Source organism: Acetobacter lovaniensis (genome assembly GCF_014207635.1).
GTDB classification, from domain to species: Bacteria; Pseudomonadota; Alphaproteobacteria; order Acetobacterales; family Acetobacteraceae; genus Acetobacter; species Acetobacter lovaniensis.
In genome coordinates, this window is the sequence record NZ_JACHIE010000023.1 from 1 (window position 1) to 23616 (window position 23616).

Annotated in this window: 21 protein-coding genes; 9 read left to right on the top strand and 12 right to left on the bottom strand. The window is 59.9% G+C overall.

What is annotated here, in order from left to right; genetic code table 11:
• The 5 genes from HNR55_RS15315 to HNR55_RS15335 form a co-directional block, all read left to right on the top strand.
• Positions 1-378 (top strand): hypothetical protein (locus HNR55_RS15315; protein WP_221441745.1); only part of this gene is annotated, 378 nt, incomplete at its 5' end.
• A gap of 66 nt (positions 379-444) precedes the next feature.
• Positions 445-2241, top strand: a complete 1797-nt coding sequence (locus HNR55_RS15320) for a ShlB/FhaC/HecB family hemolysin secretion/activation protein (protein WP_221441746.1) — start codon at positions 445-447, stop codon at positions 2239-2241.
• Between the two features lie 11 nt (positions 2242-2252).
• Positions 2253-2711 carry a TonB-system energizer ExbB gene (exbB, locus tag HNR55_RS15325; protein WP_166116846.1) on the top strand — a complete coding sequence of 153 codons (459 nt, stop codon included), beginning with the start codon at positions 2253-2255 and terminating at the stop codon, positions 2709-2711.
• A complete protein-coding gene (locus HNR55_RS15330) occupies positions 2708-3091 on the top strand; it encodes an ExbD/TolR family protein (protein ID WP_198911934.1) in 384 nt (127 codons plus the stop codon). Before exbB ends, HNR55_RS15330 begins: the two co-directional genes overlap by 4 nt.
• A gap of 56 nt (positions 3092-3147) precedes the next feature.
• The gene (locus HNR55_RS15335; protein WP_166116844.1) at positions 3148-3939 is read left to right on the top strand and encodes a TonB family protein; all 792 of its coding nucleotides are present in this window, start codon (positions 3148-3150) and stop codon (positions 3937-3939) included.
• Between the two features lie 67 nt (positions 3940-4006).
• Here the strand turns inward: HNR55_RS15335 and HNR55_RS15340 are convergent, their stop codons facing one another.
• Both HNR55_RS15340 and HNR55_RS15345 read right to left on the bottom strand, forming a co-directional pair.
• A complete protein-coding gene (locus tag HNR55_RS15340) occupies positions 4007-4825 on the bottom strand; it encodes a hypothetical protein (RefSeq protein WP_166116842.1) in 819 nt (272 codons plus the stop codon).
• A 523-nt stretch (positions 4826-5348) separates the two neighbouring features.
• Positions 5349-5720, bottom strand: coding sequence for an HdeA/HdeB family chaperone (locus HNR55_RS15345; protein ID WP_166116840.1), 372 nt, complete (start codon positions 5718-5720; stop codon positions 5349-5351).
• A 240-nt stretch (positions 5721-5960) separates the two neighbouring features.
• On the opposite strand from HNR55_RS15345, the gene HNR55_RS15350 reads away from it, so the two are divergent.
• Positions 5961-7238 (top strand): MFS transporter, encoded by a 1278-nt coding sequence (locus HNR55_RS15350; RefSeq protein ID WP_166116838.1) that lies wholly within the window; start codon positions 5961-5963, stop codon positions 7236-7238.
• A 41-nt stretch (positions 7239-7279) separates the two neighbouring features.
• On the opposite strand, the gene HNR55_RS15355 is transcribed toward HNR55_RS15350, so the two are convergent.
• The 9 genes from HNR55_RS15355 to HNR55_RS15395 form a co-directional block, all read right to left on the bottom strand.
• Positions 7280-8266, bottom strand: coding sequence for a hypothetical protein (locus tag HNR55_RS15355; RefSeq protein ID WP_253545983.1), 987 nt, complete (start codon positions 8264-8266; stop codon positions 7280-7282).
• Positions 8267-8998: 732 nt separating this feature from the next.
• Positions 8999-10012 carry a DNA polymerase III subunit delta gene (holA, locus tag HNR55_RS15360; RefSeq protein ID WP_166116834.1) on the bottom strand — a complete coding sequence of 338 codons (1014 nt, stop codon included), beginning with the start codon at positions 10010-10012 and terminating at the stop codon, positions 8999-9001.
• Between the two features lie 18 nt (positions 10013-10030).
• Positions 10031-10726 (bottom strand): hypothetical protein, encoded by a 696-nt coding sequence (locus tag HNR55_RS15365; RefSeq protein WP_166116832.1) that lies wholly within the window; start codon positions 10724-10726, stop codon positions 10031-10033.
• Complete coding sequence (gene leuS, locus HNR55_RS15370; protein ID WP_166116830.1) at positions 10726-13344, bottom strand: leucine--tRNA ligase; 2619 nt, start codon at positions 13342-13344, stop codon at positions 10726-10728. The genes HNR55_RS15365 and leuS overlap by 1 nt, the downstream gene beginning before the upstream one ends.
• A gap of 71 nt (positions 13345-13415) precedes the next feature.
• A complete protein-coding gene (locus tag HNR55_RS15375; protein ID WP_166116828.1) occupies positions 13416-13952 on the bottom strand; it encodes a DUF3576 domain-containing protein in 537 nt (178 codons plus the stop codon).
• Between the two features lie 177 nt (positions 13953-14129).
• On the bottom strand, positions 14130-16124 hold the full coding sequence (locus tag HNR55_RS15380; RefSeq protein ID WP_166116826.1) for an AfsR/SARP family transcriptional regulator: 1995 nt from the start codon (positions 16122-16124) through the stop codon (positions 14130-14132).
• 142 nt (positions 16125-16266) lie between these two features.
• Positions 16267-17364 carry a lytic transglycosylase domain-containing protein gene (locus tag HNR55_RS15385; protein ID WP_166116824.1) on the bottom strand — a complete coding sequence of 366 codons (1098 nt, stop codon included), beginning with the start codon at positions 17362-17364 and terminating at the stop codon, positions 16267-16269.
• 71 nt (positions 17365-17435) lie between these two features.
• The gene (locus HNR55_RS15390; protein WP_166116822.1) at positions 17436-17660 is read right to left on the bottom strand and encodes a hypothetical protein; all 225 of its coding nucleotides are present in this window, start codon (positions 17658-17660) and stop codon (positions 17436-17438) included.
• Positions 17661-17825: 165 nt separating this feature from the next.
• Positions 17826-18377 (bottom strand): DUF721 domain-containing protein, encoded by a 552-nt coding sequence (locus HNR55_RS15395; protein ID WP_166116820.1) that lies wholly within the window; start codon positions 18375-18377, stop codon positions 17826-17828.
• A 10-nt stretch (positions 18378-18387) separates the two neighbouring features.
• Here HNR55_RS15395 and mutY point away from each other — a divergent pair, with 10 nt between their 5' ends.
• Both mutY and hemH read left to right on the top strand, forming a co-directional pair.
• A complete protein-coding gene (gene mutY, locus HNR55_RS15400; protein ID WP_166116818.1) occupies positions 18388-19455 on the top strand; it encodes an A/G-specific adenine glycosylase in 1068 nt (355 codons plus the stop codon).
• An 80-nt stretch (positions 19456-19535) separates the two neighbouring features.
• Positions 19536-20576: a ferrochelatase gene (gene hemH, locus HNR55_RS15405; protein ID WP_166116816.1), complete on the top strand. Its 1041-nt coding sequence runs from the start codon at positions 19536-19538 to the stop codon at positions 20574-20576.
• A 104-nt stretch (positions 20577-20680) separates the two neighbouring features.
• Here hemH and nth read toward each other — a convergent pair whose 3' ends face one another.
• Positions 20681-21346 (bottom strand): endonuclease III, encoded by a 666-nt coding sequence (nth, locus tag HNR55_RS15410; protein ID WP_166116852.1) that lies wholly within the window; start codon positions 21344-21346, stop codon positions 20681-20683.
• 447 nt (positions 21347-21793) lie between these two features.
• On the opposite strand from nth, the gene HNR55_RS15415 reads away from it, so the two are divergent.
• Positions 21794-23587 carry an ABC transporter ATP-binding protein gene (locus HNR55_RS15415; RefSeq protein WP_166116814.1) on the top strand — a complete coding sequence of 598 codons (1794 nt, stop codon included), beginning with the start codon at positions 21794-21796 and terminating at the stop codon, positions 23585-23587.
• The last annotated feature ends 29 nt before the right edge of the window (positions 23588-23616 follow it).

Below are 23616 nucleotides of genomic sequence, written 5' to 3' on the forward strand. Positions count from 1 at the left end.
TCATCTGCCGTCCTTTCGCGCAGTCGTTTCTTCCAACGACCATTCTGGCACATTGCGATGCCGTGCGGGGAGGACGGCAACCACCCCATCTCACAGGCCCAGCCCATGCCTGTGGCTTCGGGAATGGTCGGTGCTCTTGCAATGGCAGCGGAACAACCTCCATTGGCCGATCACATCACCATTGAGGAGCCGCCAGTAACCCATCTGGCCGCAAGCCAGCCGCAGGACAGGCGCAGGCCTGCGCCGGAAGCCAGACCCAGCAGCAGCGTAACGGAAAAAGCCAGTGCCTATGACGCCAGCATCCGCTCGATAGAGGTCGACGGCCAGCGTTTTGACCTGCAGGCCACGCCTGAAACCCATACCGGAAAGAGGCACTGAACCATGAGCGCGTTCAACCTTCTTTTCTCTTTTTCCTGCCATATCGGACGTTATCGGGTTTGTTCCATGCTCTCTTCTTCCTCCCGACTGTCGGGGCAGTCCGTGTTTTCGTTCATGCGCTCATCCGCGCGTGTCGCAGCGCCTTTGTGGCTCGTCGCTTCGGGCGATCTGTTCATCAGTCAGGCACAGGCTGCTCCGGCGGGTGTACCATTGCCGCCCCAACTCCCCTATAATGCCGGGCAGGCCGCGCGGCAGGCGGAAATGGCGGACCAGCCGCCACTGCCCCCACCTGCCGCAGTGCCTGTTCTGCCGCGTGTGGTTGAACCCGAACTGGAACTGCCCGACAAGGAAACGCTTATGGTGCGCCATATCGTGGTCGAAGGCGTGGAGCCAGCGGAGCAGAAGAGCGTGGCCGGTTTTCTGTCGTCTTACGAAGGCAAAAATCTGACCCTCGCCCAGATCTACGATGCGGCAGGCAAACTGACGGCCTATTATCGGGGGCAGGGGTTTCTGGTCGCCAAGGTTCATGTACCAGCGCAGGATGCGCGGGATGGCACGTTGCGCTTCAAACTGGTGCGGGGGCGCTTCGGGCAGGCGACCATCCAGAATGAATCTCTGGTACGCAGGAGTTTCCTTCAGGGCGTGATTGATGAGGCCCTTGCAGGCAGGCCCGCCATTACTGAGGGTGATCTGGAGCGCGCCATGCTGCTGGTGTCCGACCTGCATGGCGCGGGTATGCCCCATTCCGCCATTGCACCGGGTCTGCAGGCCGGGTCATCGGATTTTGTCTTTACTGTACCCCATTCCCGGCGGGTGGATGGCTACCTTCTGAGTGATAACGTGGGCTCGCGCTATACCGGGCGGTGGCGCATGAATGGGGGCATCAACATCAACTCTCCGGCGGGGATTGGTGACCGGATCTCGCTTTTTGGCATTATTTCCACCAATTCCAACCTGATCAACGGACGCGCCTCCTACTCGGCGCCTATTGGTCATAGCGGGCTGCGGGGCGAAATTGGCGCCTACAAGACAGACTATGCGCTAGGCGGCGCATATAGCAGCCTGGACGCCGTGGGGTATGTCAATTCCATCTATGGCACGCTCAGCTACCCTATCCTGCGTGCTCGCGCGGAGAGCCTTTATGTGTCCGCCACCTATTCTCACCGTAACCTGAACGATCAGGTTTTTGGCGTCTCGACCGCACATCGCAGCATTGATACGGGCACCATCAGTTTTAACAATGTGACCTATGGCACATTGGGCTCCATGCCTCTGACAAGTGATGTCTCCGCAAGTTATACGGAAGGTTATGTACGCTTCGCCGATCAGGAACAGTTGCAGGCGAACAGAGAAACACTGGGCACGGCTGGCCATTACCGCCGCATCAATCTGAGCGTGGATGCAACCTTGGGGCTGATGCGCCAGCTTGCCCTGATGTTCCACTTTAATGGCCAGAAATCACTCTCCGGCAGCATGGACAGCAGTGAGCAGATGACACTCTCGGGCCTTTGGGGTGTGCGTTCCTATTATCAGGGCCTGTCGGCGGATAGCGGGTTCCTGTTCATGCCGGAACTGCGCTATTCCCTGCCGCAGGTTTCCATTCTTTCAAAATACCAGCATTCACTGGGCGTCTTTACGGACATAGCGGGCGGATGGCTGCACAATGCCAGTGTTTCCTATGTGCAGCGCCATTTCAGTGAGGTGAATGATATAGGGGTGGGATATTATGCGACCTATGAGTATCTGCCCGGCCGGTACGTCACGGCAAAAGGCATGTTCGCTCACACATACGGGTCTGATTACGGTCTGAGCAGCTATAATCTGGGAACAACGGGCCTGATGCAGGTCGGCCTGACCTTTTAGGGACGAACATCATGGGGCTTAACTGGATTGCCGGAATTATTGATTACGGCATTGTGGGCGTACTTGTCGCTTTGAGCATTCTTGTCATCGGGGTGGCGATTGAACGGTTTTTCTTTTATCGCGCCATTGATCTGCAGGCTTATACGGATGTCAAATCATTAGAGCTGGATTTGAGCAATCAGCTGATTGTCATTGCCTCCGTGGCGTCAAATGCACCCTATATCGGGCTTTTGGGCACAGTGCTGGGCATCATGCTGACCTTTTACAATCTCAGCCTCCAGACTTCGGCGGATACCACCAAGGTCATGGTGGGTCTTGCCCTTGCGCTCAAGGCCACGGCTGTCGGGCTGGTGGTGGCACTGGTATCGGTGGTCATCTACAACGCCATTCTTCGCCGCGCCAAGGTGCTCATGTTGCGTTGGGAAATTGCCCATAACGCAGCCGGACAGACAGTGGAAAGGGTAGCATGATGGATGAAAAACCCTTTGAGAGCATGAATGTCATTCCATTTGTGGACATTATGCTGGTCATGCTCACCATCGTGCTGACGACGGCCAGCTTCATCACGACCGGGCGGCTGCCGATGACACTCCCCCACGCGAGCCAGGCCATCCCCGGCAACGACAGGCCGCATATTATTGAACTGACGGCCACGGGCCGTACTGCGCTGGACGGTAAGGACATCGCCAGAGACGCTCTGACCAGTGAACTGACAGGCCTGCCGCAGGACACGGCTTTTCTGATCCGTGCAGACAGAGCCCTGCCGCTGCAACAGTTTGTGGATGTTCTTGATATTCTGAAACGCGGGCATTTCACCAAGGTCAGTATGCAGACACAGGGGGCGCCATGACGCTGGAGGTGCCCCGGAAGCCGCCAGCACGCAGATGTATCAGCATATGGCAGGGGATGATCCTTTCAGGTCTTATACATACTGCCGTCTTTGTGGCCGTGCTCACGACAGCCCATCTGCTGGCAGGGCAGGCCCCTCCACGTCCCGAAAAAGAGAACGCCCCCTCCACTCTGGCGCTGGACATCAATGGTCTGCTCGCCCCCGATCAGATGCAGGAAAAACAGCTTCAGGAAAAAATGGGAAAAGCTGACAGGAAAACGCCAGCAGAGGCAGCCAGTCAGAGTCAGAAGACTGTGCAGAATACGCCCCCAGAGCCTGCGCGCCCGCAAGCCGAGCATGCCAGTCCTGAGAGCCCCGCAGACAAGGCTCCGCCTGACAAGGATGGTATGCCTCCGCCCACCCGGCAGGCCACGACGTCGCCACCACAGCACAGACCACTCCCCACACCCACGCAGACCCCTGTCCCCAGACATACGGATAGCAGTTTCGGTGCGGTTAACCGGGTTGGGGTCGAGCAGAGGCAGGCTGCTCATACCTTGAGCCGTGATGAGGAAAAAGAGCGCCTGCGGAACTATATTCGTGATCTGGGCAAAAAAATCCGTACCCGTCTGGTCTATCCCGCTTCGGCACGGGACGCTCATCTGGTTGGTGCGACCAAGGTTGCGTTTACAATTCTGGCTTCCGGGCAACTGTGCCCGGGTACGCTCCATGTGGTCACAAGCAGTGGCATGCCCGAACTGGATGAATGGGCATTGGAGACCGTTCGCGCCAGCACCCCTTTTGTTCCGCCACCGCGCCAACTCTCCATTGCCATAAACGTGTCTTTCGAACACGCAAAAGAAGACTAGTCAGGCTGCTGACCGGCAGGCCCGGAGCCTGATTGTCTGTGAGCGGGAAACATCAGCGCGGCCCTGTTCATGGCGATGGACGCATGATCAGGCCACTCAGTCCTGTGTCATCTGGTTGGAACATTTGATAGGCAGTTTTCTTGGCGTTGATCGCAGGAACAGGGCCGCGCCAGAACAACAGAACCTGCCGACCAATATAGTCTGCCATCTTTCTGGCAAAAGGATGTTCGATAGGCAGGTCAAAGCGCAACGGCAAATTCGTATTCTGGAAAGAAAACCGTTTTATGGATGATACGAAGTAATACTTTTTGCCGCGAGAAACTGTAGCATCTCCGTAGATGATGTGATTGTCACAGTCCAGAGTGGTTATGTCATTTTGTAAATAGCGTATATACGTAAACGCAGACTGATAATTTAACTGACGGGTGTTGATGCCCAGTGCGTGCGTCTTTCGCTCTGTGTCGGGTATCATCAGCCACGCATCGACAATTTGTGACATCGTGGCAGGGTAAAGGGGCGGCGCCGTTTTTGCTGTACGGGCCAGCGCGATTAACTGTTCTTCCGAGGGGGGCATCCGTCGTTGTGGACGTGGTGGCATGCCAAGCCAGTTTGGGATCGGGGGCGGGGGGAGCGCGCTGGGCTTTGGTCTGGGCCTTCCTGTCTGAGCAGGATCAGAGTGGTGACTTCCGGCTTCGTTAAGGCATCCGGTCTTATGGCCGCTCTCGGCGTAGAAATATGTGTTGATGATCGTCTTTGGATAAACTCTGGTCAGACAATGCTCATCTGGACAAAAATAACTAAGCCGTCTGTTTTCTGCGGCATAAAAGACGTGTACCTTACTCTGTGTCTCCCAACAGAGTGCTTCCACCATCAGTTCTTCTCGCATTGTTCTTCCCGCCCTGACTGAGACGGGAACCAGATATAGCACTCATGGAAATACTGGCGTGATAAACTTCTCCGGATATTTCTTGAAAAGGGGAAATCCGCACGCGTTTTCGGCGGCATGGATGACTGTACCACCGCCGGACCGCTGTGGGGTTTCTTGACCTGAAGCGGTGCGCCTGAGCCGTAAGGCACCATACGGCACTGTATGCTTGCCGTTTCCCTACGGCACAAGGCGCGGTGATCACTTGGCTGTTATCAGGTCCGTCATACCGGTACCGGTTATGGAACACGGCCCGGATTACGACGGCCCGCCCCGCGAGGGGGACGAAGCAGAACAAGAGAGGATTTCCGCCCTTGATGGGGAGATGCGGCGTTGATCCCACTTCAGTTTATACACATTATCCACAGAGTTATTCACGGGGCTTGTGCTCTGGGTGTGAGTCAGGTTGAAAAGCGCTGCGTGTGGTGGCCGCAGGTCAATAACGCAGCGCCAGATGTGGCGGGGGAATACTCTCCCGTGCTGATTATTCAGCGCCCTGATGTTTTTCAATGTCGTGGAATGCACTGACCACGGCAGTATAGAACTTGGCTTCCGGGTTTTCGGTGCAGGACTGTTTTATTTTCTCAGATCCGTATGTCATGTTGCTGACAAAGTCGTTGGGATTGGACGTGGGATTGCTTTGCGAGAGGTCATTGCTCAGTCCGCTGATATAGCCCTGCGCCCATGCCATGAATTTTTCTTCTGAACGTGGACTGATCTCCAGAAGCTTCAGATATTTTTCACAAGAAACATTACCCAGACCGATAATACTGGTTTCGGCTTTTGCCTGATGCGAGACAAATAGCGCTAGGCTTAAAAGAAAAACGGTTTTTACGGTGTTACTCCGTAGCGTCATGGCTCTTTCCTTCTGGTGCTAATATGCCTGTTGGGCTTGGTAGTGTGTTCTATGACACATTTATGCTGAAAAATCTCCATGTTCATAATGCAGACCCGTGTCAGGCAAAGGTTTTTTATTCTGGAAAGAAAACGCATACACTTTATACGCCGCCTGTCCTGCCTTGTATAAAATGGGAAATCCTTTTTATAACAGTGCCACAAAATGCTTAATTTAAATATGAATTAACGGAATAATCGTATGCCCTCGCCCCTGCAACCGGTTCCTTCCCCTTCGCAAAAACCGGCCGTGGCCAACCAGAACGCCTATATCGTTGCATGGTTTTTGTGTCTGGTGTTTTACTGGCTGCAATATTCCACCCGTTCCGCTCCCAGCGTTATGGTGGGTGAACTGGTCTCGGCCTTTGGGCTGACAACGGTTGGTCTGGGCTCCTTGCTCGGTCTTTACTATTACACCTATTCCCTGTGCTCCATTGTCTCGGGTGCCGCGGTGGACAGGTGGGGCGCCAAATACACCATTACCTTTGGTGCGCTGGTGCTGGCGACGGGTACATGCCTGTTTGGCTGGGGGAATGAGTGGCTGGCGGGTCTGGGTCGGCTGATGCAGGGCGCGGGTTCAGCCTTTGCCTTTGTTGGGGCCGTGTATCTTGCCGCGCGTGGATTTTCCAGACAGCATCTGGCAACTGCCGTGGGGGTTACCCAATGCGCGGGCATGATGGGGGGCGCCATGGGCCAGTCCACCGTAGCCTGGCTGATCCATGGCGTGCTCAACTGGCATTTTTTCTGGATTGATACAGGCGGGCTGATAGCCCTTGTTGGCGTGTTCATTTTTTTCCTGACACCTGGCGAGCATAAAAGTGCTACAGCCGCGCACCGCCCTGTGGGGTCCATGTTTGCGCCTTACAGGAGTGTGCTGTCCAACCCGCAATCCTATTTGTGCGGGCTGTGTTCCGGCCTGCTGTTTTTGCCAACAACCGTTGGCAGCATGACATGGGGCATAACCTTTTTAACCCAGAGCTGGCACATCGGGTACCATGAGGCGGTCATGCGTGCCGCCATGGTGCCGGTTGGCTGGATGGTTGGCTGCCCGGCCCTTGGGTACCTGACCGACCGCATAGGCCGCCGTAAACCCGTACTCCTTGGCGGCATTGTTGTCATGGCGCTTACCGTTGCCGCCATTATTTACCTGCCGGGCAATACATTCCCTCCTTATATTCTGGCCTTTGTGCTGGGCGTATCCTCGGGTGCCGCCATGATTCCCTACTCCATTATCAAGGAGGTCAACGCCGATGAGGTTAAGGGTAGCGCTACCGGGGCCATCAATTTTCTGGTCTTTGTCATGAGCGCCATTGCCTCCCCCCTGTTTGCTGCTTTTCTACAGCATCTGGGTCATGGGCAGGCTTTGACTGGCGTGCAGTTTTCTCAGGCTTTCAGCTTTGGTCTGGCCGGTATTGTGCTGGCCGGTGTGCTCACCCTTTTCCTGCATGAAACAGGACCCGGCGCGCGTTCCGGCGGCTAGGGCTGGCTGCACAGGGGCTGGTTGGTGCGCGTGGTGTCCGGTTATTTACTGACAGGAATGGTCACCACGGTTCCGGGGTTCAGGGTGGTTTTGGAAAGTTCCAGCAGCATCTGGGTGATTGAAAAAGCCAGCTTGCTTTCAAAATCCCCACGATCAATCCAGTAATAATAATGGTCGTACAAAACAGCGACAAACGCATTATCGGGCGGCTTGCGTCCTGAATGTACACTGATCAGGGGTTTTGCCTCATAACTGCTTTCCATATCAGAAGATTTTCGGGTATTTCCGGAGGAAACCTCATCATCGGGGACTTGAATCTGGTAGGCGATCTGACCAAGAATGCTCAGCATGCTTCTGGTCAGCATCCTGATCTGCCCCGGTTCGGGGGTGCCAACGCCGTACACCACTTCCATCCGCTCGTATCTGGAGGAAAAGTTGAGCTGTTTTCTGGTCTTTTCCGCAAGGGCAGAAAGGGTGGGGTCTGTTGTCGATGAAATGCTTATGAAAACATGGCAGTTTTCTGTTTCCTTGTCCTGTGTGCCGGGTGCCTGCTGGAACTGGATGTTCAGCAGCCCCGCCGCCTGTAGCAGGCGCAGGTCATGGAGCAGGCTGAAGAAATCCACACTCTGGGCATCAACCTCGGCGTCCAGATCCCCCACATTACGTGAAAATGGACGATTATTGCTTAGAAGATTAATGGATTGTACAGAAAGGCGCAACAGCACATCAATGGGTAGCCCGCCCATGGCCAAGGGTAACAGGCTGGTAGGTGGCAGGGGGCGTAAAAAATTATGGGCGAAGGCATCACCCGTTACGGGCTGAAAGGTAAAGGTCGGGCTTTCCTGCAACTGTGCGGCGATACCCCCGTTGGGACGGATGGGAAAAGTGTCCGATGCAACACCAAGAAAACCGCTGTGCTGCAACTGGTAGCCTGAAATAAGCTGCGTGGTATCCAGAAAACCGGGTGTATCGGCATAACGCAGGCGCACAAGGTTGGAGAGTGTCTGTCGCTTACTGGCCTCGATCATGGAACTTGCATACTGGTCCTGATCTTTTTCGAGCTTGTAACTTCCGATACTATAACAGCCGCTGGTGAATAAAATAAGAGAGCAACACAGTATTCTTTCAGCTACACGTTTCATGTGTCACCTTTCAGAATGCTGGATGGTCTCGAACATTCTATAGTCAAGATATCATGATCTATTTTAGAGCATCATTTCTGATGGTGAGCAAGGGAGCATGGAAGGATAAGTTTTTTATGATAGTTTCTTCAAATATATTGGGTTTATTATTTTACGTTTAACGACACTTTGGAATATTTTCATCCATGGCACGCCCCGCAAGGCAGTGCAGACGGGCCGAAGGGAGATCAATGCAGGGGAAAAAGTGTGTGTGCTGGTGTCCGCGGCGGGATTCGAACCCACGGCCCCAGGATTCATCCCACTACAGCTTTCACTGCCGCTACGTTGCCGAAGCGTTTGTGGGCTGGACTGTCCCTTTGCCATAGACCTGTGGTGACAGGTCTTTAGGCACCGCCCGTCCAGTCTCTACACCTTCCGTTCCTGTGGAACGGCTTGGCTCGGGATTGGCAAGGCCCTTGCAGGCCGTAGCGTTCCCCGACTTTGAGCGGATTCACCATAATGTTTCCAGTCATGGTGCCCAATTAAATAGGAATCCTGTGCTCTATCCTACTGAGCTACGCGGACACACCACTTTTGTATACTGAATGCCCCCTGAGCGGACAAGGGAAAAAGCAGGCGCTAACGGCGGCTGTACAGAGCCGCGCGGGCAGCCAGTGTTGCAATGTGGCGGCGGCAGAGCAGCAGGTCGGGGGCTCCGCTCTGCTTGCAGGCCAGTTCCAGCGCCTGTAGCTCCACCAGTGCGTTGCTTAACGCTGGCAGGGACCAGAGCTCCAGCGCGCGGCCAAAGCTGGCCGTGCGTTTGAAAAACACGGGAGGGCGCAGGGTTTTGAGCGCGTCGCTCCGGCTCTGCCCCGCCGCCATGGCTGCCCGTACCCTGCGCAGACGGTGCATGTGGCCCATAAAGGCGCGGATAATGGCTATGGGGGCTGTGCCTTCGGCCAGTGCGCGCTCAAGTGCGGTATCGGTTTCTGTCCGGTTGCCTTCTGTTGCGGCAAAGGCTGCATCTTCGACCGATACGCTCCCGGCATCGCCAATGCAGGCACGTACGTCTTCCAGCGCCAGAGTGCCGGAGTCCCCCGCATAAAGGGCCAGTTTTTCCACCTCGCTGCGGGCTGCCGCGCGGTCCGCCCCCAGGCGGCCTGCCAGCCAGTGCAGGGCATCGGTATCAATCCGCACGTGGTGGGCACCCAGCATCTGGGTAATGGAGGCTTCCAGATTGCGCCCTTCTTCAGGGTAGCAGCCAATGCTGGCGCATACGGGCAGTTTTTCCATGAGCTGGCGCAGCTTGGAGCGGGAGGCAAGGCCCGGAGCTTCCAGTATGACCAGCGTGTCCGTGTTCTGGGCCAGAACATGCTCTATAGGTTTGAGCAGTGCGTCCGAGGCATCCCGCACACGCACAACCCGGCGGCCGCCCATAAGGGAGAGAGCTGTGGCTTCCTCTTCCAGCCTGTTATGGGTTTCGCGGTCCAGCAGGGCAATGCGGAAGGGGTCGTCCAGCGTGCCAGCCAGCCGGTGCGTGGCCTGTAAGGCGCGCTCGCGGATCAGCCCCGTATCTTCCCCATGGAGCAGGATCACGCGCCACGCTCCGGGGTCGTTGAGAACACGGACAGTGCCGCGGGCGTCTATTTTCATGACCAGCCCGCCCGGTGGCTAGAAGTTGGTGTCGATGGGGGCGCGCCCCGTGGCCATGTTGGGAATGGCGTCCGGGCCTTCCTGTTCCATGGGGGTGCCCTGATCGGAATCGGGTATGAGGTTGGGGGACGGGTAGAGGGCTTTGGGCTGGTTATTCGGCACGTCCGCCGGGGTGGCGTGGGTTTTGAACCAGGTGGCCACCTGCTGCGTAATCTGCTCGCCCAATGTCTGCGCGATGCGGCCCATCGTGCTTTCCATGTTCAGGGTCTGGGCAAAATACTGTTCGTAGGTGTTGGTGTACCCATCCAGTGTCTGCGCGTACCCCTGCGTGACCAGTCGTGGGGTCTGCTCAATGGTGAACAACTGCCAGTGCGCGGTAGCCAGCATACGGGTGCGCCCGGTGGTGTTGTCGCCATGAATGTCAATGGCTTCACCGCTGATGGTGGGCTGGACCACCAGCTTGTATTTGCGCGGGTCTTCTGGCCCATCACCCGCCATCTGGGATTGCAGCGCCAGACGGATCTGCTGGCCAAAGCGCTGCGGAATATTGGCGACGTAAATATCTTTAAGCTCGGCTGGGACATCAATCGTGCCTTTTTCCTCCCCGTATAAAGGCTTGAAGCCGCAGCCACTCAGCAGCAGCGGGGCCGCCATAAGGGCTGTGGCGGTCAGTGTGGCCTTGCAGAGAGAAAAAAGGGAGCGGGTCCGGGTCATCAGCCTGCCGTTACAAAGTTAACAATGCGGTTGGGCACATGCACACGTTTGACAATGCGCTTGCCCTCCAGCAGCCGCGCCACGTTGGGTTCGGCTTCTGCCCGTGCCAGCACGGCGGCGGGGTCCTCATCGGGGAGCGCTTCTACGGTGCCGCGCAGTTTGCCCAGAATCTGCACTGCTATGGTGACCTGTGTTGCCGCCAGCAGGTCGGGCTGGGGGGCAGGCCATGCCTGTGTTGCCGCAAGCCCTGCGGTGGGCTCAAGGCTTGCAAACATTTCTTCGGCCAGATGCGGCATCATCGGGGCGCAGAGCAGGCACAGACTATGCGCTGTCTCGCGCCGGGCAAAGTCCATGCCCGCAACGCTGGCCGCTTTTTCCGCATCCGCCAGAGCGGAGGTCAGTTCATGAATACGCGCAACGGCTACGTTAATGGCAAAGCTTTCCAACGCTTCGGTCACGGCGGCAAGCGTGCGGTGCGTGGTGCGGCGCAGCGTATCGGCCTTGGGGTCAATATCAGCGGGGCAGGTGGTGGTGGCGGGCACGCTGGCGGCAACGCCACAGACCGTGCGGAACAGGCGCTGGGCAAAGCGCGCGGCCCCCGCCACACCGGCCTCGGTCCATTCCATGTCACGTTCGGGTGGGCTGTCGGACAGGACAAACCAGCGTGCGGTATCGGCCCCAAAGCGCTCGATAATGGCCACGGGGGCAACCGTGTTGCGCTTGGACTTGGACATTTTTTCCACCCGGCCCACGGTCACGGGGTCGGTGGTGCCGCGTTTGACCACACCTTCGGGTGTGCGTTCCACTTCCTCGGGGTAGAGCCAGTGGCCCGCACTGTCCTTGTAGCTTTCGTGGCTGACCATGCCCTGGGTAAACAGGCCTGCAAACGGCTCGTCCACGTTCAGGTTGCCGGTGCGGTGCATGGCGCGGGTAAAGAAGCGTGCGTAGAGCAGGTGCAGAATGGCGTGTTCAATCCCGCCAATATACTGGTCCACGGCCAGCCAGCCATCGGCGGCTTCCCGCACGGTGGGGGCTGCGGCATGGGGGGCCGTAAAGCGGGCAAAATACCATGAGCTGTCCACAAACGTGTCAAACGTATCGGTCTCACGCGTGGCGGGTTTGCCGCAGCAGGGGCAGGTGGTGTGCTTCCACGTGGGGTGGTGGTCCAGCGGGTTGCCGGGTTTGTCGAAGGTGACATCCTCGGGCAGTTTGACGGGGAGCTGTTCGTCGGGTACCGGCACCGCGCCGCAGGTGTCGCAATGAATGACCGGTATGGGGCAGCCCCAGTACCGCTGGCGCGAAATGCCCCAGTCGCGCAGCCGCCAGTTGACAACACCCTGACCCACGCCAAGGTCCTGCAAACGTGCAATGGCGGATTTGCGGGCCTGTTCGGTGCTCTGCCCGTCCAGAAAACCGGAGTTGATCATGGTGCCATCGCCGGTAAAGGCGTGCTCGGTAATGGCAAAGTCCGCCTGATCCTTGCCTTCTGGCAGCACCACGGGGGTTACGGGCAGGTTGTATTTGTGGGCAAAGTCCAGATCGCGCTGGTCCCCCGACGGGCAGCCGAACAGCGCACCCGTGCCGTAGTCCATCAGCACAAAATTGGCGATCCAGATGGGAAAGCTCTTGTCCATGAACGGGTGGTTCACGCGCAGGCCCGTGTCAAACCCGCGTTTTTCGGCTGTTTCCACCGCTTCGACCGAGGTGCCAAGGCGGCGGCATTCAGCCACGAACTCCGCAGCCTGCGGGTTGCGCTCGGCAACCCACTGGGCCAGCGGGTGGTCCGGGGCAATGGCCAGAAAGGACATGCCAAACAGCGTATCCGGGCGGGTGGTAAACACTTCCACCGCGTTCAGGTTGGTATCCAGCCCCGTGGGGGGTTCATGCAGCGAGAAGGTGAGCTTGGCCCCTTCGGAGCGGCCAATCCAGCGTTCCTGCATGGTGCGCACGCGCTCGGGCCAGCGGTCGAGCGTTTTCAGCCCGTCCAGCAGGTCCTGGGCAAAGTCGGTAATGCGCAGGAACCACTGGGAGAGTTTTTTCTTTTCAATCGGTGCGCCAGAGCGCCAGCCCTTGCCATCCACCACCTGTTCGTTGGCCAGAACGGTCTGGTCCACCGGGTCCCAGTTGACCCAGCTTTCGCGCCGTTCAACCAGCCCGGCCTGCATGAAGTCGAGGAACAGCTTCTGCTGCTTGCCGTAGTAGTCGGGCAGGCAGGTTGCAATTTCGCGGTCCCAGTTGAGGGAGAAGCCGAGCCGCTGCAGGGTGGCGCGCATGGCGGCAATGTTGTTGAGCGTCCATTCCTGCGGGTGCACGCCGCGTTCGCGCGCTGCGTTTTCGGCTGGCAGGCCAAAGGCGTCCCACCCCATGGGGTGCAGCACGGCAAAGCCACGGGCGCGCTTGTAGCGGGCAATCACATCGCCCAGAGCGTAGTTGCGCACATGCCCCATGTGGAGCTGCCCCGATGGGTAGGGGAACATTTCCAGCACATAATATTTGGGCCTGTCCGCCGGAGGGACATCCGGAACGGTAAAGATATCGGCTTTTTCCCACGCCTTCTGCCATTTGGGCTCGACTGCGTTGAAGTCATAGGAAGGGGATGGGCTGGAAGGCTGGGACATGGAATGAGAATCTACGCTTGCAGGCTATAAGGAAGAAATAAGGACGGACACGGCGGCCAGAGCCGGGTGGGTCAGTCCTGATTACCGTTATCGGCGCGGAGCTTGCGCGCGCGGGAGAGAATGCGCGTGGCAATGTCGGACGCGGTGTTGGGGGCGGGGGGGGTATCCACCCATGTTCCGTCCTGCTTGAGCTGGCGGAATACGCTCAGGCGCAGCGCATCGGAGCGCAGGCGGCGGTCCAGCACAAAGGCGGTAATCTTGAACCGTTCGTTATGCGTGGCGGGGGGGGTGTACCAGTCTGTCAGGATAATCCCGCCTTCCGCATCGGCTGTCGCCACGGGCATGAAGGAGAGGGTGTCCAGTGCTGCGCGCCACAGATAGGCGTTTACGCCACCTTTCAGGCTGGCTTCCCCGCCAGAAGCCCCGCGGTCTTCGTCCAGCAGGTGGTTGTGCGGGGCGGCGAGGCCGGTCCGGGTCCGGTCGGAGCTGGAGCAGCCGCTTAACAGGCAGATCCCCGCAACAGCCGTGGCGGCGCTCATCCATTGAAGGAGCAGCATGGGGAGAGGGCGACTGGCAGCGGCATGGCTGGGCATGAGACGGCGAAGCATGGCGTTGATGTGGCTCCTTGGCACGTGGGTATCCGTCTTTCCCGGTCCGCCGGATAAAAAAGAAGTCAGGTCTGGCTGGCGGCACAGGTGGTCCTGTCCGTCTTCATATCCTTTCAACTCTTTTCCGCCAAGCGTCTGCGTGGCCCGTCTGCTCTGGTGGCGGTGGGGAGTGTGCGCTCAGGGCTGGGTCAGATGCAGGGCGTGGCAGAGTTTCTGGCGCAGGTGGGCGGGCAGATAAGCGTAGTGCCCCTCCATGGCCGAAGCGCACAGTGGTGTGTGCAAACGGTGCAGCCGCTGGCGGTAATCCTGCGCTAAAGACTGATGTCCCAGCATGTTGGCCGCTGCGAGGGCAGGCACCAGAATGGCCGAACGGTCGGGTGAGGTGGCCAGAATGCCGCGGGCGTGGCGCAGTGTTTCCTCATACTGTTCGGCCAGAAAGCACGACAGAATAAATTCCTGATCAGGGGCGCTGAAAAGCGGCACGTTGGGGGCTGTGTCAAAAAAAGCCGTGTAAATGCGGGAGGCGGCCACGGCGTCCCCCTGACACAGGGCATCCAGCCCATCGGGCAGGGCCAGCATGCTCATGGGGGAATCGGTGGGCAGGGCTGCGTGCATCTGGGCCAGCAGAAAGCGCGCCTCATCCGGCTGGTTGGCATAAAACAGGCCGGTGCTCAGCAGGTAGCGGGCGGCAATGTCGCCGGGGAACAGGGTGAAGTTCTGCTTGAGCATGGTGACCATGGGCTGGATGTAGTCGGCCACGGGCATATGCCATTCGTCATACATGCGGATGAGCAGGGAGTGCGCACGCACAAAAAACAGGAACGGGTTTTCGGGCGCACGTCTTTGTGCTTCCGCCATCAGCCGTTCTATCGTGTCATGCAGGCGTGGGTCGGCGCGCATGCTCAAGGTTAAGGCACGCAGGCCCATCCCGAAGGGGGAGAGGGCGGCCACGGGCACACTGGCCAGCCTGCGCGCTTCCGTTGTGAACAGGCTGAGAATAAGCGCCGAGGCGAACCGGCTGGACAGGGCACGCAGGGATGTGGGGGTCAGGCTCAGCCTGTGGCCCCATACGATCGTGTCGTTCAGCCGGGTGTCAAACGCCTGTAAAAGACAGGTGGTCTTGCCTTCGCTGCTTCCGGTTATGGTAATCCCGACCAGAAAATCCCATTGCCTGCGGCTGGGGAGCGACTGGAACGGAGGCGCGGTAAGGCACTCGCTCTGCACGCTGATGTCCAGCACACCGTGCATGGCCATATCCAGCCCCAGTTCATCGCGGAACCGTTCGGCCAGAGCCACGTTTTTAGTCGTGCAGTCTGCTGTGGGGCAGGAGAGGAACACCGTGGCCCTGAGCAGGCGCAGCGGGTCGTCTGCTACAGGGGAGTGGGAGAGGGCAGATGGGGCATGGGGTAGCGGAAGGAGTGCGCCGTGTGCGCCGCGTGTGTTCTGCTGGTGTGTGGCGTACACCTCTGCGATCAGGCGCATGGTTTCCTGCCCCGGCGTGGCGGCAATGGTGTGGCTGAACGCGCGCAGGCAGTGTTCGGCCCCCAGCAGGGCGGTGCTTTCCTCCTTGCTGTGCATGGCGGCCTGAATGTACGCGCGCCATGCGCACTCGTTCAGCGGGTTCAGGCGGAGCAGCCTGCGTGTTGCGGCCATGATTGTGGCAGGCTCGGTCGTGCTGGCCAGCAGGGCTTCCAGTTGCGCGGTCTTGTAGTCAAGCAGGCGGTTGCGCTCTTCCTCCAGCCATGTGGCAAAGCCGGGGTCAACCGCACTCAGGTCTTCCAGCAGTGGGGGCAGGGGGTCGGGTAGGGCCATGACCGTCTGCGGTGTGGTGCGGAACACGTGTTCGATGTCAATGTCGGTCAGGCCGGGGCGTATGGCCAGAGTGTGGCGCTGCACGTCCAGAACCTCCGGCCCAAGAGGGTGGAGAACATCCATCAGCCGGTGGATTTCCTGCCGGAGGGAGGCGCGGGCCTGTTCGGGGGCGCGTCTGCTCCATAACAGTTCGGCCAGCCGTGTACGGGCCACGGGCCGCCGGTTGGAGAGAGCCAGAATAGCCAGCAGCGCCTTGGTCTTGGTGCCTGTGGGTAAAAGGGAAAGCCCCGTGCTGGACTGGACGCGCATATGCCCGAGCAGAAAAATATGGAGCAAAGGATTGTCGGGGGGTGTGAGCATGGGCAGGAGGTCCGTTAATTACCAGCAAGGTAACCGGTCACGAACATTAAGGGTATTCCTGCCGGTTAGAAAAAAAAGTTTTTATATTCCCCTGTAAAAAGAAGATTTTAGGAAACAGCGAGCGAAACAGTCGCGGGCTATTCTAGGGCGTTATGGCAATGCATGAAAGCCCCTGCTGGCGCAGGGCGGAGCATATGCTGTCTGTCTGCCCGGAGGGAAGCCCCGCCAGCCGGGTACGCCATACGGGTGCCCGGCCTGAGGGGGTGATTTTTTCCACCCGGTTCATGGCATGGCTCAGCGCGGGGGAGGATTGCCGTGCCAGCGCAATGGCGTGCATGGCCCGCGCCGGGGTGGAAAAAGCCCCGATCTGGATAATGGCATTGCCTCCACTTCCCGCGGAGCGCCAGACAATGCCCGGACCGGCCAGAGGGGTGGAACTCACGCTCCGGTACGCGACAGGCTGGTAGGCTGCGGGCTGTGGGGTGGAGTCGCCCGCGAGCGGCATGGTGGCGCTGTCATCCTGCTGGGCAGGGCTGGCCGCTCCGGCGGAAGGTGGGGGAAGTGTATCATCCTCCAGAGGGGGCGCGCTGGTTGGGCCATAGGGCTGGGCGGTGTTCTGGACCACCTGCACGGGGGCAATCTGCTGCGGTGTCAGGCCCGGCTCGGTTTGTGCTGGCAGGGTGCTGGGGGGCACGGGGTCGTTCAGGTGAGGGGTAATGGCCGCCATGTAGGTGCGGGCATAGCCGGGCAGGGGGGCCCCGCGTGAGCGGTGGTTTTCCATGCATTGTGGCCCGCAATTGTACGCGCCGAGAAAATCGGGGGAGCCAAAGCGGTCGTATAATTCGCGGATATAGCCGGTCCCGGCCATAATGTTGTCGTGCGGGTTATAGGGGTCGGAGCCAAGGCGGTAACGCTGCGCAAGCTGGGCGTACGTATCTGGCTTGATCTGCATAAGCCCGACCGCGCCATGCACGGAACGGGTGAGGTGCCCGTTCATATACTGGTGCCCGCCCGATTCCTGCTGCATCACGGCACGGATCCAGGACTGGGGAACGGAAAACCGGTCCGAGGCTTCGTGGATATAAGGCCCCCACGGGTTAAGGGCTGATCCCGGCGCATTATACGATGTTTTACCCGGCCCCGCGCAGGCGGACAGCACGGCCAGTCCGCCTAAGGCGATAAGGGAAAGGGCCCTGCGCCAGATGCGCTGGTCCGCATAGGTAAAAACACATGGCAGCATGGCACGTATGGTGCCCGTTCAGGCGGGCGGATGCAAATGGTCATGCTGGTCGGGGTGCGCCCTGCCAGACGCTATTTGCCGTGCTGGCGCATGCCTGCGGTTATGTCGTTCATAAGGGCCGGGTTTGTGCGGCGGATCTGGCCTGCACGCAGCACGCTGGCTGCGGTGTAGCTCGGCCGGGTTGTCCAGTTTTCCAGAAACTGGAGGTCGGACAGGGTTTCTGGCCCATGCTGCCGCAGTGTTTTCAGGGCGGCTGGGGTAGTAATCCCTGGCGTGGTGCCGGGTTTACGCAACATAATCATAAATCCTGTTAGTTAGGCTGCTCTGCTCTTGACTGTTGCACAGGTGCGCCACTGCGCATCGGGTGCGGGGCCTTAGAACACCCACAATGTGTCAATTTCAAGCGCTAAGCGGTTTTGTCATAAAACCATGACAATAAAAGAAATAACCCGTTATATTTGTTAGGTTTTTTTTATCGGGCTTTGTAAAATTTCCGTGCCCAGCCGCTCCAGCGCCATGCGCAGCGACTCATCACTCATGTCGGGCAGGGTGCAGGTGGGGGCGGCTCCCCTGCGGGGTGGCAGCCTGCGGCGTGTGCCTGCCGTGGGGTCCTGCACAAAGCGCAGCCGGGCAACCAGTGGTTCCCCGCACCATGTGTTGATCCGCGCCACAAGCATGTCGCCCTGGTGTTGCAGTTCCATGGCGGCGGGGCCGGTACAGGCCACGGTCAGCGTGGCCGCGCTCAGTTTGCGCGGGGAGGTAACAGCAGCATGGGCCGGGCCAACAACATCGGCCCAGCGGGCAAACAGCATGGCTCCGGTGGGGGAACGGCGGCGGAAGGCGGGTGCCGTGACACTGGGGAGCAGCGCCCCCAATGTGCGGGCCTTCATCACACGGCGGGGGGGCTGTGGTGGTGCGTCTTCCTTTGCATGCGTGCGCGTGGCGGGCTTGCGGGGGGTGCTGGCCTGCCGCGCGGGCGCGCCCGCCTTGCCCGAATGAAGTTCCTTCGCCATAACAGCCTCCGTGATTACGCCACCCGCCCACGCCCTGCTGCACTGGTACGACCGACACCGCCGCACCCTGCCATGGCGGTGCACGGAGGGGGAAGCACCAGACCCGTATCGTGTCTGGTTGAGCGAGATCATGCTTCAGCAGACAACGGTCAAGGCTGTCGGGCCATATTATCTCAGATTTGTGGAAAGATTTCCAACAGTTCAGGCGCTGGCCAGCGCTCCAAGGGATGATGTGCTGGCCGCCTGGGCCGGGCTTGGTTACTACTCCCGCGCGCGCAACCTGCATGCCTGCGCACAGGCCGTTGCGGCCCTTGGGGGCTTCCCCCGCACGGTAGAGGGTTTGCGCGCCCTGCCCGGCATTGGGGCCTACACGGCTGCCGCCGTGGCGGCCATAGCCTTTGGCGTGCCGGTTGTGCCGGTGGATGGCAATGTGGAGCGTGTTACTGCGCGCCTGTACAATGTGCAGGACCCGCTGCCTGCTGCCCGTAAAACGCTGGCGCAACTGGCCAGTGGGCTGAATGCGGATGCCCCGGCCCGTGCCCGGCCGTCCGATTTTGCACAGGCTTTGTTTGATCTGGGGTCTTCTTTGTGTTCCCCCCGCCAGCCTGCGTGCGGGTTATGCCCGTGGCAGGGTGTGTGCGAGGGGTATGCACAGGGTACGGCGGCCACCTTGCCGCGCAAGGCCCCCAAGGCCGAACGCCCCGTGCGGTATGGTGTGCATTTTATGGTCATGGACCGGGCCGCGAACGTGCTGCTCCGCAAACGCCCCGAGACAGGTTTGCTGGCCGCCATGACCGAACTGCCCGGCACCGAATGGCGCGCAACACCATGGACTGAGGCCGAGGCACTGGCCCATGCCCCCGTTGCCGCGCAGTGGAGCAATGCGGGCGCGGTCAAACACGTGTTTACACATTTTACGCTGAACGTGGTTGTGTATGCCGCGCAGGTGGAGCGCTTTTCCAATCAGGATGTGGGGGAAGGGTTTTTGCTGCCTGCGGCACAGACCAAAACCGCATCGCTGCCATCAATTATGCAAAAATGTATGTCAACAGGGTACAACTTCCTGCATCGTGCATGAAAAGACGGAGTGTTCTGGCGCACCGCACCCGGTAGGGTGGCCCGTGCGGGTCGGGCCGTAAAAAAGAAAAAAGAGGTTGCATGGTTTTCCACCATATTCCGCCACAGGCCCATCTGCCCGCTCAGGGCCAGCCTCCCTATGGCAGGCCGGGTGTACTGCTGCTTAACCTTGGCACACCCGAAGGCACGGGGTACCGCGCCGTGCGCCGCTACCTGTCCGAGTTCCTGTCCGACCGCCGGGTGATCGAGGGCTCGCCCCTGTTCTGGCAGCCTCTGCTTCAGGGCGTTATTCTCACCACCCGCCCCACGCGCAGTGGCCGCGCCTATGCCCGTGTGTGGGATGCCGAGCGGAATGAAAGCCCGTTGCGCACCTACACCCGCCATCAGGGTGAAAAACTGGCCAGACAGTTCGAGGCCGATGGCGTGCCGGTGGCATGGGGCATGCGCTATGGCCGCCCCAGTGTGGCGCAGGCGCTCCGCGCGCTTATGGAGCAGGGGTGTGACCGCATTGTGTGCCTGCCCCTGTACCCGCAGTACAGTGCAACCACCACGGCCACCGCCAATGACCAGCTCTTCCGGGTGCTGATGAAGCTGCGCAACCAGCCCGCCATCCGCACGGTGCCATCCTTCCCCGATGATCCGGATTTTATTACCGCCGTAGCCTCCTCCATCCGCGAGGAGCAGATACACGCGGAGCAGCCGTTCCAGATGGTGGTGGCCTCCTTCCACGGGTTGCCGCGCCAGTATGTGGACAAGGGCGATTCGTATCTGGCGGAATGTACCCGCACCGTGGCCGCCCTGCGCGCCGAACTGGGGATGGATGAGACCACCCTGCCCATGACCTTTCAGTCCCGCTTTGGGCCCACCAGATGGCTGGAACCCTACACCGCGCCTTTTATTGCGGGCCTGCCTGCAAAGGGTATTAAGCGTATTGCGGTGGTAACCCCCTGCTTTATGGCAGACTGCCTGGAAACACTGGATGAAATCGGCCACGAAGTGCGCGAGGAGTTCATGAAGGCGGGCGGCGAGTCCTTTACCCTTGTCCCCTGCCTGAACGACAGCCCCGCCAGCATCAGCCTGCTGGAAAAACTGGTCCGGCGCGAACTACAGGGCTGGCTGTAGTGTGGGTTTGCCCCGCGCCCCCGCAGAGCTGGGGTGTGGTGGTTTTCGGGGCTAGCCGTGCGGGTTCTCTGCGCGGGCCAGCCGCGCAGGTGGGGGCTTCCGCGTTATGGTGCGGCGCGTGGGGGTTTGGGGCGCGGCAGAGGGGTCTTGTCGGGGAACAGGCAGCTCTGCTCTGCCGTGCATCGCCAGCACTCGGGCTTGCGCGCCTTGCACACGTACCGTCCTTGCAGAATAAGCCAGTGGTGGGAGTCGCGCACCATGGGGAGCGGGATACGCGCTTCCAGTTTTTTTTCCACCGCCTCTACCGTGCGGCCACGGCCAAGGCCCGAGCGGTTGGCCAGCCGGAACACATGTGTATCCACGGGTACTGTGGGTTGGTTAAAGGCCACATTCAGCACCACATTAGCGGTTTTACGGCCAACACCGGCCAGTTTTTCCAGCGCCTCCCGCGTGTGGGGGATCTGCCCATCGTGCTCGGCCAGCAACTGGCGGGAAAGTTCCACAACGTTTTTGGCCTTGTTGCGCCATAGCCCGATGGTGCGGATCAACTGGCCCACCTGCTCGTCCCCCAGTGCGGCCATGGCCTGCGGGGTGGGGGCTGCGGCAAACAGGGCCGGGGTTACGCGATTGACCGAGGCATCGGTCGCCTGAGCAGACAGCACAACAGCCACCAGCAGTGTAAAGGGTGTGGTGTAGTGCAACTCCGTCTGGGCATCGGGCCATGCGCGGGACAGGTCGGTAAGGAACTGCTGGACCTCCACCTTTGTCATGTCCCGCAAGGCGGTCTGGGGCGCAGGCAGGGCTTTGGGGCTGGCGGCTTTGGCACGGGGTTTGGCTGTGGTCCCGGGGGCCGGTTTGCGGGTACGCGGGGTGCTGGCCGGTTTTGCCGTGCGCCTGCCGCTGGCCTGTGGCGCCAGTGAGGCCGGTGTCGGAGTGCCTTCTGCCGGTGCAGGTTCCAGTACATGGCCCGGCAGAGGGGCATTCTGCCCGGCGGCACGTTGCACGGGGGCATCCTGTTTTGGGGCTGGCTGTGTGCTGGCCCTGTTATGGGTGGTCTTGCGGGGGGCTTTGGGGGGCATGGGGCTGCTTGTTGCAAATGGGCTGGGATGGTCATTTTTCCAGCCGTAGCGGGTTTGCGCAATATCGCGCCATCACGCTACAGGCTAAACATCTGCGCTGTTGACGTGGGTGCACACGCTTTTTTCGGGTTTTGGGTCATGGTTACTTCTGCTTCCAGCACAGCCTCTGCCGCGCGCAAAACGTCTTTGTTTGTGGATGTGCTGGGCTTTGTCATGCGCCTGTGGCTGGCTTTTCCCCAGCCGCTGGCGGTGACCGTGGGCACGGTGCTGCTGGCTACGCTGGCCGATGTGCTCATGCCCCTTGCCGCAGGGCGGCTTGTGGCTGATGTGGCCGAACCCGCCAGCCAGTCCACCCGGCTGGAAGACGCTCTGTGGATGCTGGCAGCCCTTGCCGCCTGCGGGTTTGGCAGCGTGCTGGCCAAACGCTGCGCCTATCTGGGCATTACGCGGCTGACCACGCGGGTCATGCAGAAAATCGGCACGGAATCGTTTGCGCATGTGCAGCGCCTGAGCACCGACTGGCACGCCAACACCTTTGCAGGCTCCACGGTCAGGCGGCTCACCCGTGGGATGTGGGCGGTGGACATGCTGGACGACACGCTCCTGCTCATGCTGCTGCCCGAGTTCTGCCTGCTGGTGCTGACAACCCTTGTGCTGGGCTGGCACTGGCCTGCCATGGGGGTGCTGCTTGGTGTTCTGTCGGTGCTGTTTGTGGCGCTGTCCTGCACCTTGACGCTGTATTATGTGGCGCCTTCGGCACAGGCCGCCAATGCGGGGGACAGCAAGGTCGGCGCAGCCCTTGCCGATGCAATGACCTGCAACGCCGTGGTCAAGGCATTCGGGGCCGAAACGCGGGAGGAAGCCCATCTGGCCCGGATACTGGACCAGTGGCGCACCGCAACCGCCCGGATGTGGATACGCGGCACGGATAGCGCCAATATTCAGGCCGCGGCCGTGGTGGTCATGCGCCTGTCTCTGGCGGCTGCGGCTATCTGGCTGTGGTGCAAGGGCCGGGCAGGGCCGGGGGATGTGGCCTATGTGCTGACCATGACCTTTCTGGTGCAGGGCTACCTGCGGGAGATCGGGCAGCAGGTTTCCGTTGTGCAACGTTCGGTGAACGAGATGGAAGAACTGCTTCTGCTCTGGCGCACCCCCGCAGGGGTGGCAGACCCCGCACAGCCGGTTACGCTGCATGTGACATATGGGGAAATCGCGTTCGAACATGTGACATTCCAGTATCCGGGGCAGCAGACACCCCTTTTTACCGACCTGTCAGTGCATATTGCACCGGGGAGCCGGGTGGGTCTGGTCGGGCCTTCGGGGTCGGGGAAGTCCACATTTACCAAGCTGCTTTTGCGGTTATATGCTCAAAATAGCGGCCGTGTGCTGGTTGATGGTGTGGATACGCAGAGCGTGCGTCAGGCCGACCTGCGCCGCCAGATTGCCCTTGTGCCGCAGGAGCCTGTTCTGTTCCATCGCTCGCTGGCCGAGAATATTGCCTATGGCAGGCCGGATGCCACGCCTGAACAGATTGTGCAGGCAGCCCGTCTGGCCAATGCGGCAGATTTTATAGAGCGACTGCCCGAAGGCTACGCAACTCTGGTGGGTGAGCGGGGCATCAAGCTTTCAGGCGGGGAGCGCCAGCGTGTGGCCATAGCCCGCGCCTTTTTGGCCGATGCCCGCATTCTGGTGCTGGATGAAGCCACGGCCAGTCTGGACTCCGCATCCGAAGCTCTGGTGCAGGAGGCCATGGAACGGCTGATGGAAGGCCGCACGGTGCTGATTGTAGCACACCGCCTTTCCACCGTTGTAGGGTTGGACCGCATACTCGTATTTGAACACGGCCAGATTGTGGAGGACGGCACCCATGCGCAACTGGTCCAGCAGGAGGGCGGGCTGTACCAGCGGCTCTATAACCTGCAAAGCCTGTAGGATTAAAAACCGGATGGCATGAGGTGTGC

Bases quoted from the DNA above. Each gene is read 5' to 3' on its own strand.
- HNR55_RS15320 (WP_221441746.1), top strand. From the start codon at position 445: ATGCTCTCTTCTTCCTCCCGACTGTCGGGGCAGTCCGTGTTTTCGTTC.
- exbB (WP_166116846.1), top strand. From the start codon at position 2,253: ATGGGGCTTAACTGGATTGCCGGAATTATTGATTACGGCATTGTGGGC.
- HNR55_RS15330 (WP_198911934.1), top strand. From the start codon at position 2,708: ATGATGGATGAAAAACCCTTTGAGAGCATGAATGTCATTCCATTTGTG.
- HNR55_RS15335 (WP_166116844.1), top strand. From the start codon at position 3,148: ATGATCCTTTCAGGTCTTATACATACTGCCGTCTTTGTGGCCGTGCTC.
- HNR55_RS15340 (WP_166116842.1), bottom strand. From the start codon at position 4,825: ATGCGAGAAGAACTGATGGTGGAAGCACTCTGTTGGGAGACACAGAGT.
- HNR55_RS15345 (WP_166116840.1), bottom strand. From the start codon at position 5,720: ATGACGCTACGGAGTAACACCGTAAAAACCGTTTTTCTTTTAAGCCTA.
- HNR55_RS15350 (WP_166116838.1), top strand. From the start codon at position 5,961: ATGCCCTCGCCCCTGCAACCGGTTCCTTCCCCTTCGCAAAAACCGGCC.
- HNR55_RS15355 (WP_253545983.1), bottom strand. From the start codon at position 8,266: ATGATCGAGGCCAGTAAGCGACAGACACTCTCCAACCTTGTGCGCCTG.
- holA (WP_166116834.1), bottom strand. From the start codon at position 10,012: ATGAAAATAGACGCCCGCGGCACTGTCCGTGTTCTCAACGACCCCGGA.
- HNR55_RS15365 (WP_166116832.1), bottom strand. From the start codon at position 10,726: ATGACCCGGACCCGCTCCCTTTTTTCTCTCTGCAAGGCCACACTGACC.
- leuS (WP_166116830.1), bottom strand. From the start codon at position 13,344: ATGTCCCAGCCTTCCAGCCCATCCCCTTCCTATGACTTCAACGCAGTC.
- HNR55_RS15375 (WP_166116828.1), bottom strand. From the start codon at position 13,952: ATGCTTCGCCGTCTCATGCCCAGCCATGCCGCTGCCAGTCGCCCTCTC.
- HNR55_RS15380 (WP_166116826.1), bottom strand. From the start codon at position 16,124: ATGCTCACACCCCCCGACAATCCTTTGCTCCATATTTTTCTGCTCGGG.
- HNR55_RS15385 (WP_166116824.1), bottom strand. From the start codon at position 17,364: ATGCTGCCATGTGTTTTTACCTATGCGGACCAGCGCATCTGGCGCAGG.
- HNR55_RS15390 (WP_166116822.1), bottom strand. From the start codon at position 17,660: ATGTTGCGTAAACCCGGCACCACGCCAGGGATTACTACCCCAGCCGCC.
- HNR55_RS15395 (WP_166116820.1), bottom strand. From the start codon at position 18,377: ATGGCGAAGGAACTTCATTCGGGCAAGGCGGGCGCGCCCGCGCGGCAG.
- hemH (WP_166116816.1), top strand. From the start codon at position 19,536: ATGGTTTTCCACCATATTCCGCCACAGGCCCATCTGCCCGCTCAGGGC.
- nth (WP_166116852.1), bottom strand. From the start codon at position 21,346: ATGACAAAGGTGGAGGTCCAGCAGTTCCTTACCGACCTGTCCCGCGCA.
- HNR55_RS15415 (WP_166116814.1), top strand. From the start codon at position 21,794: ATGGTTACTTCTGCTTCCAGCACAGCCTCTGCCGCGCGCAAAACGTCT.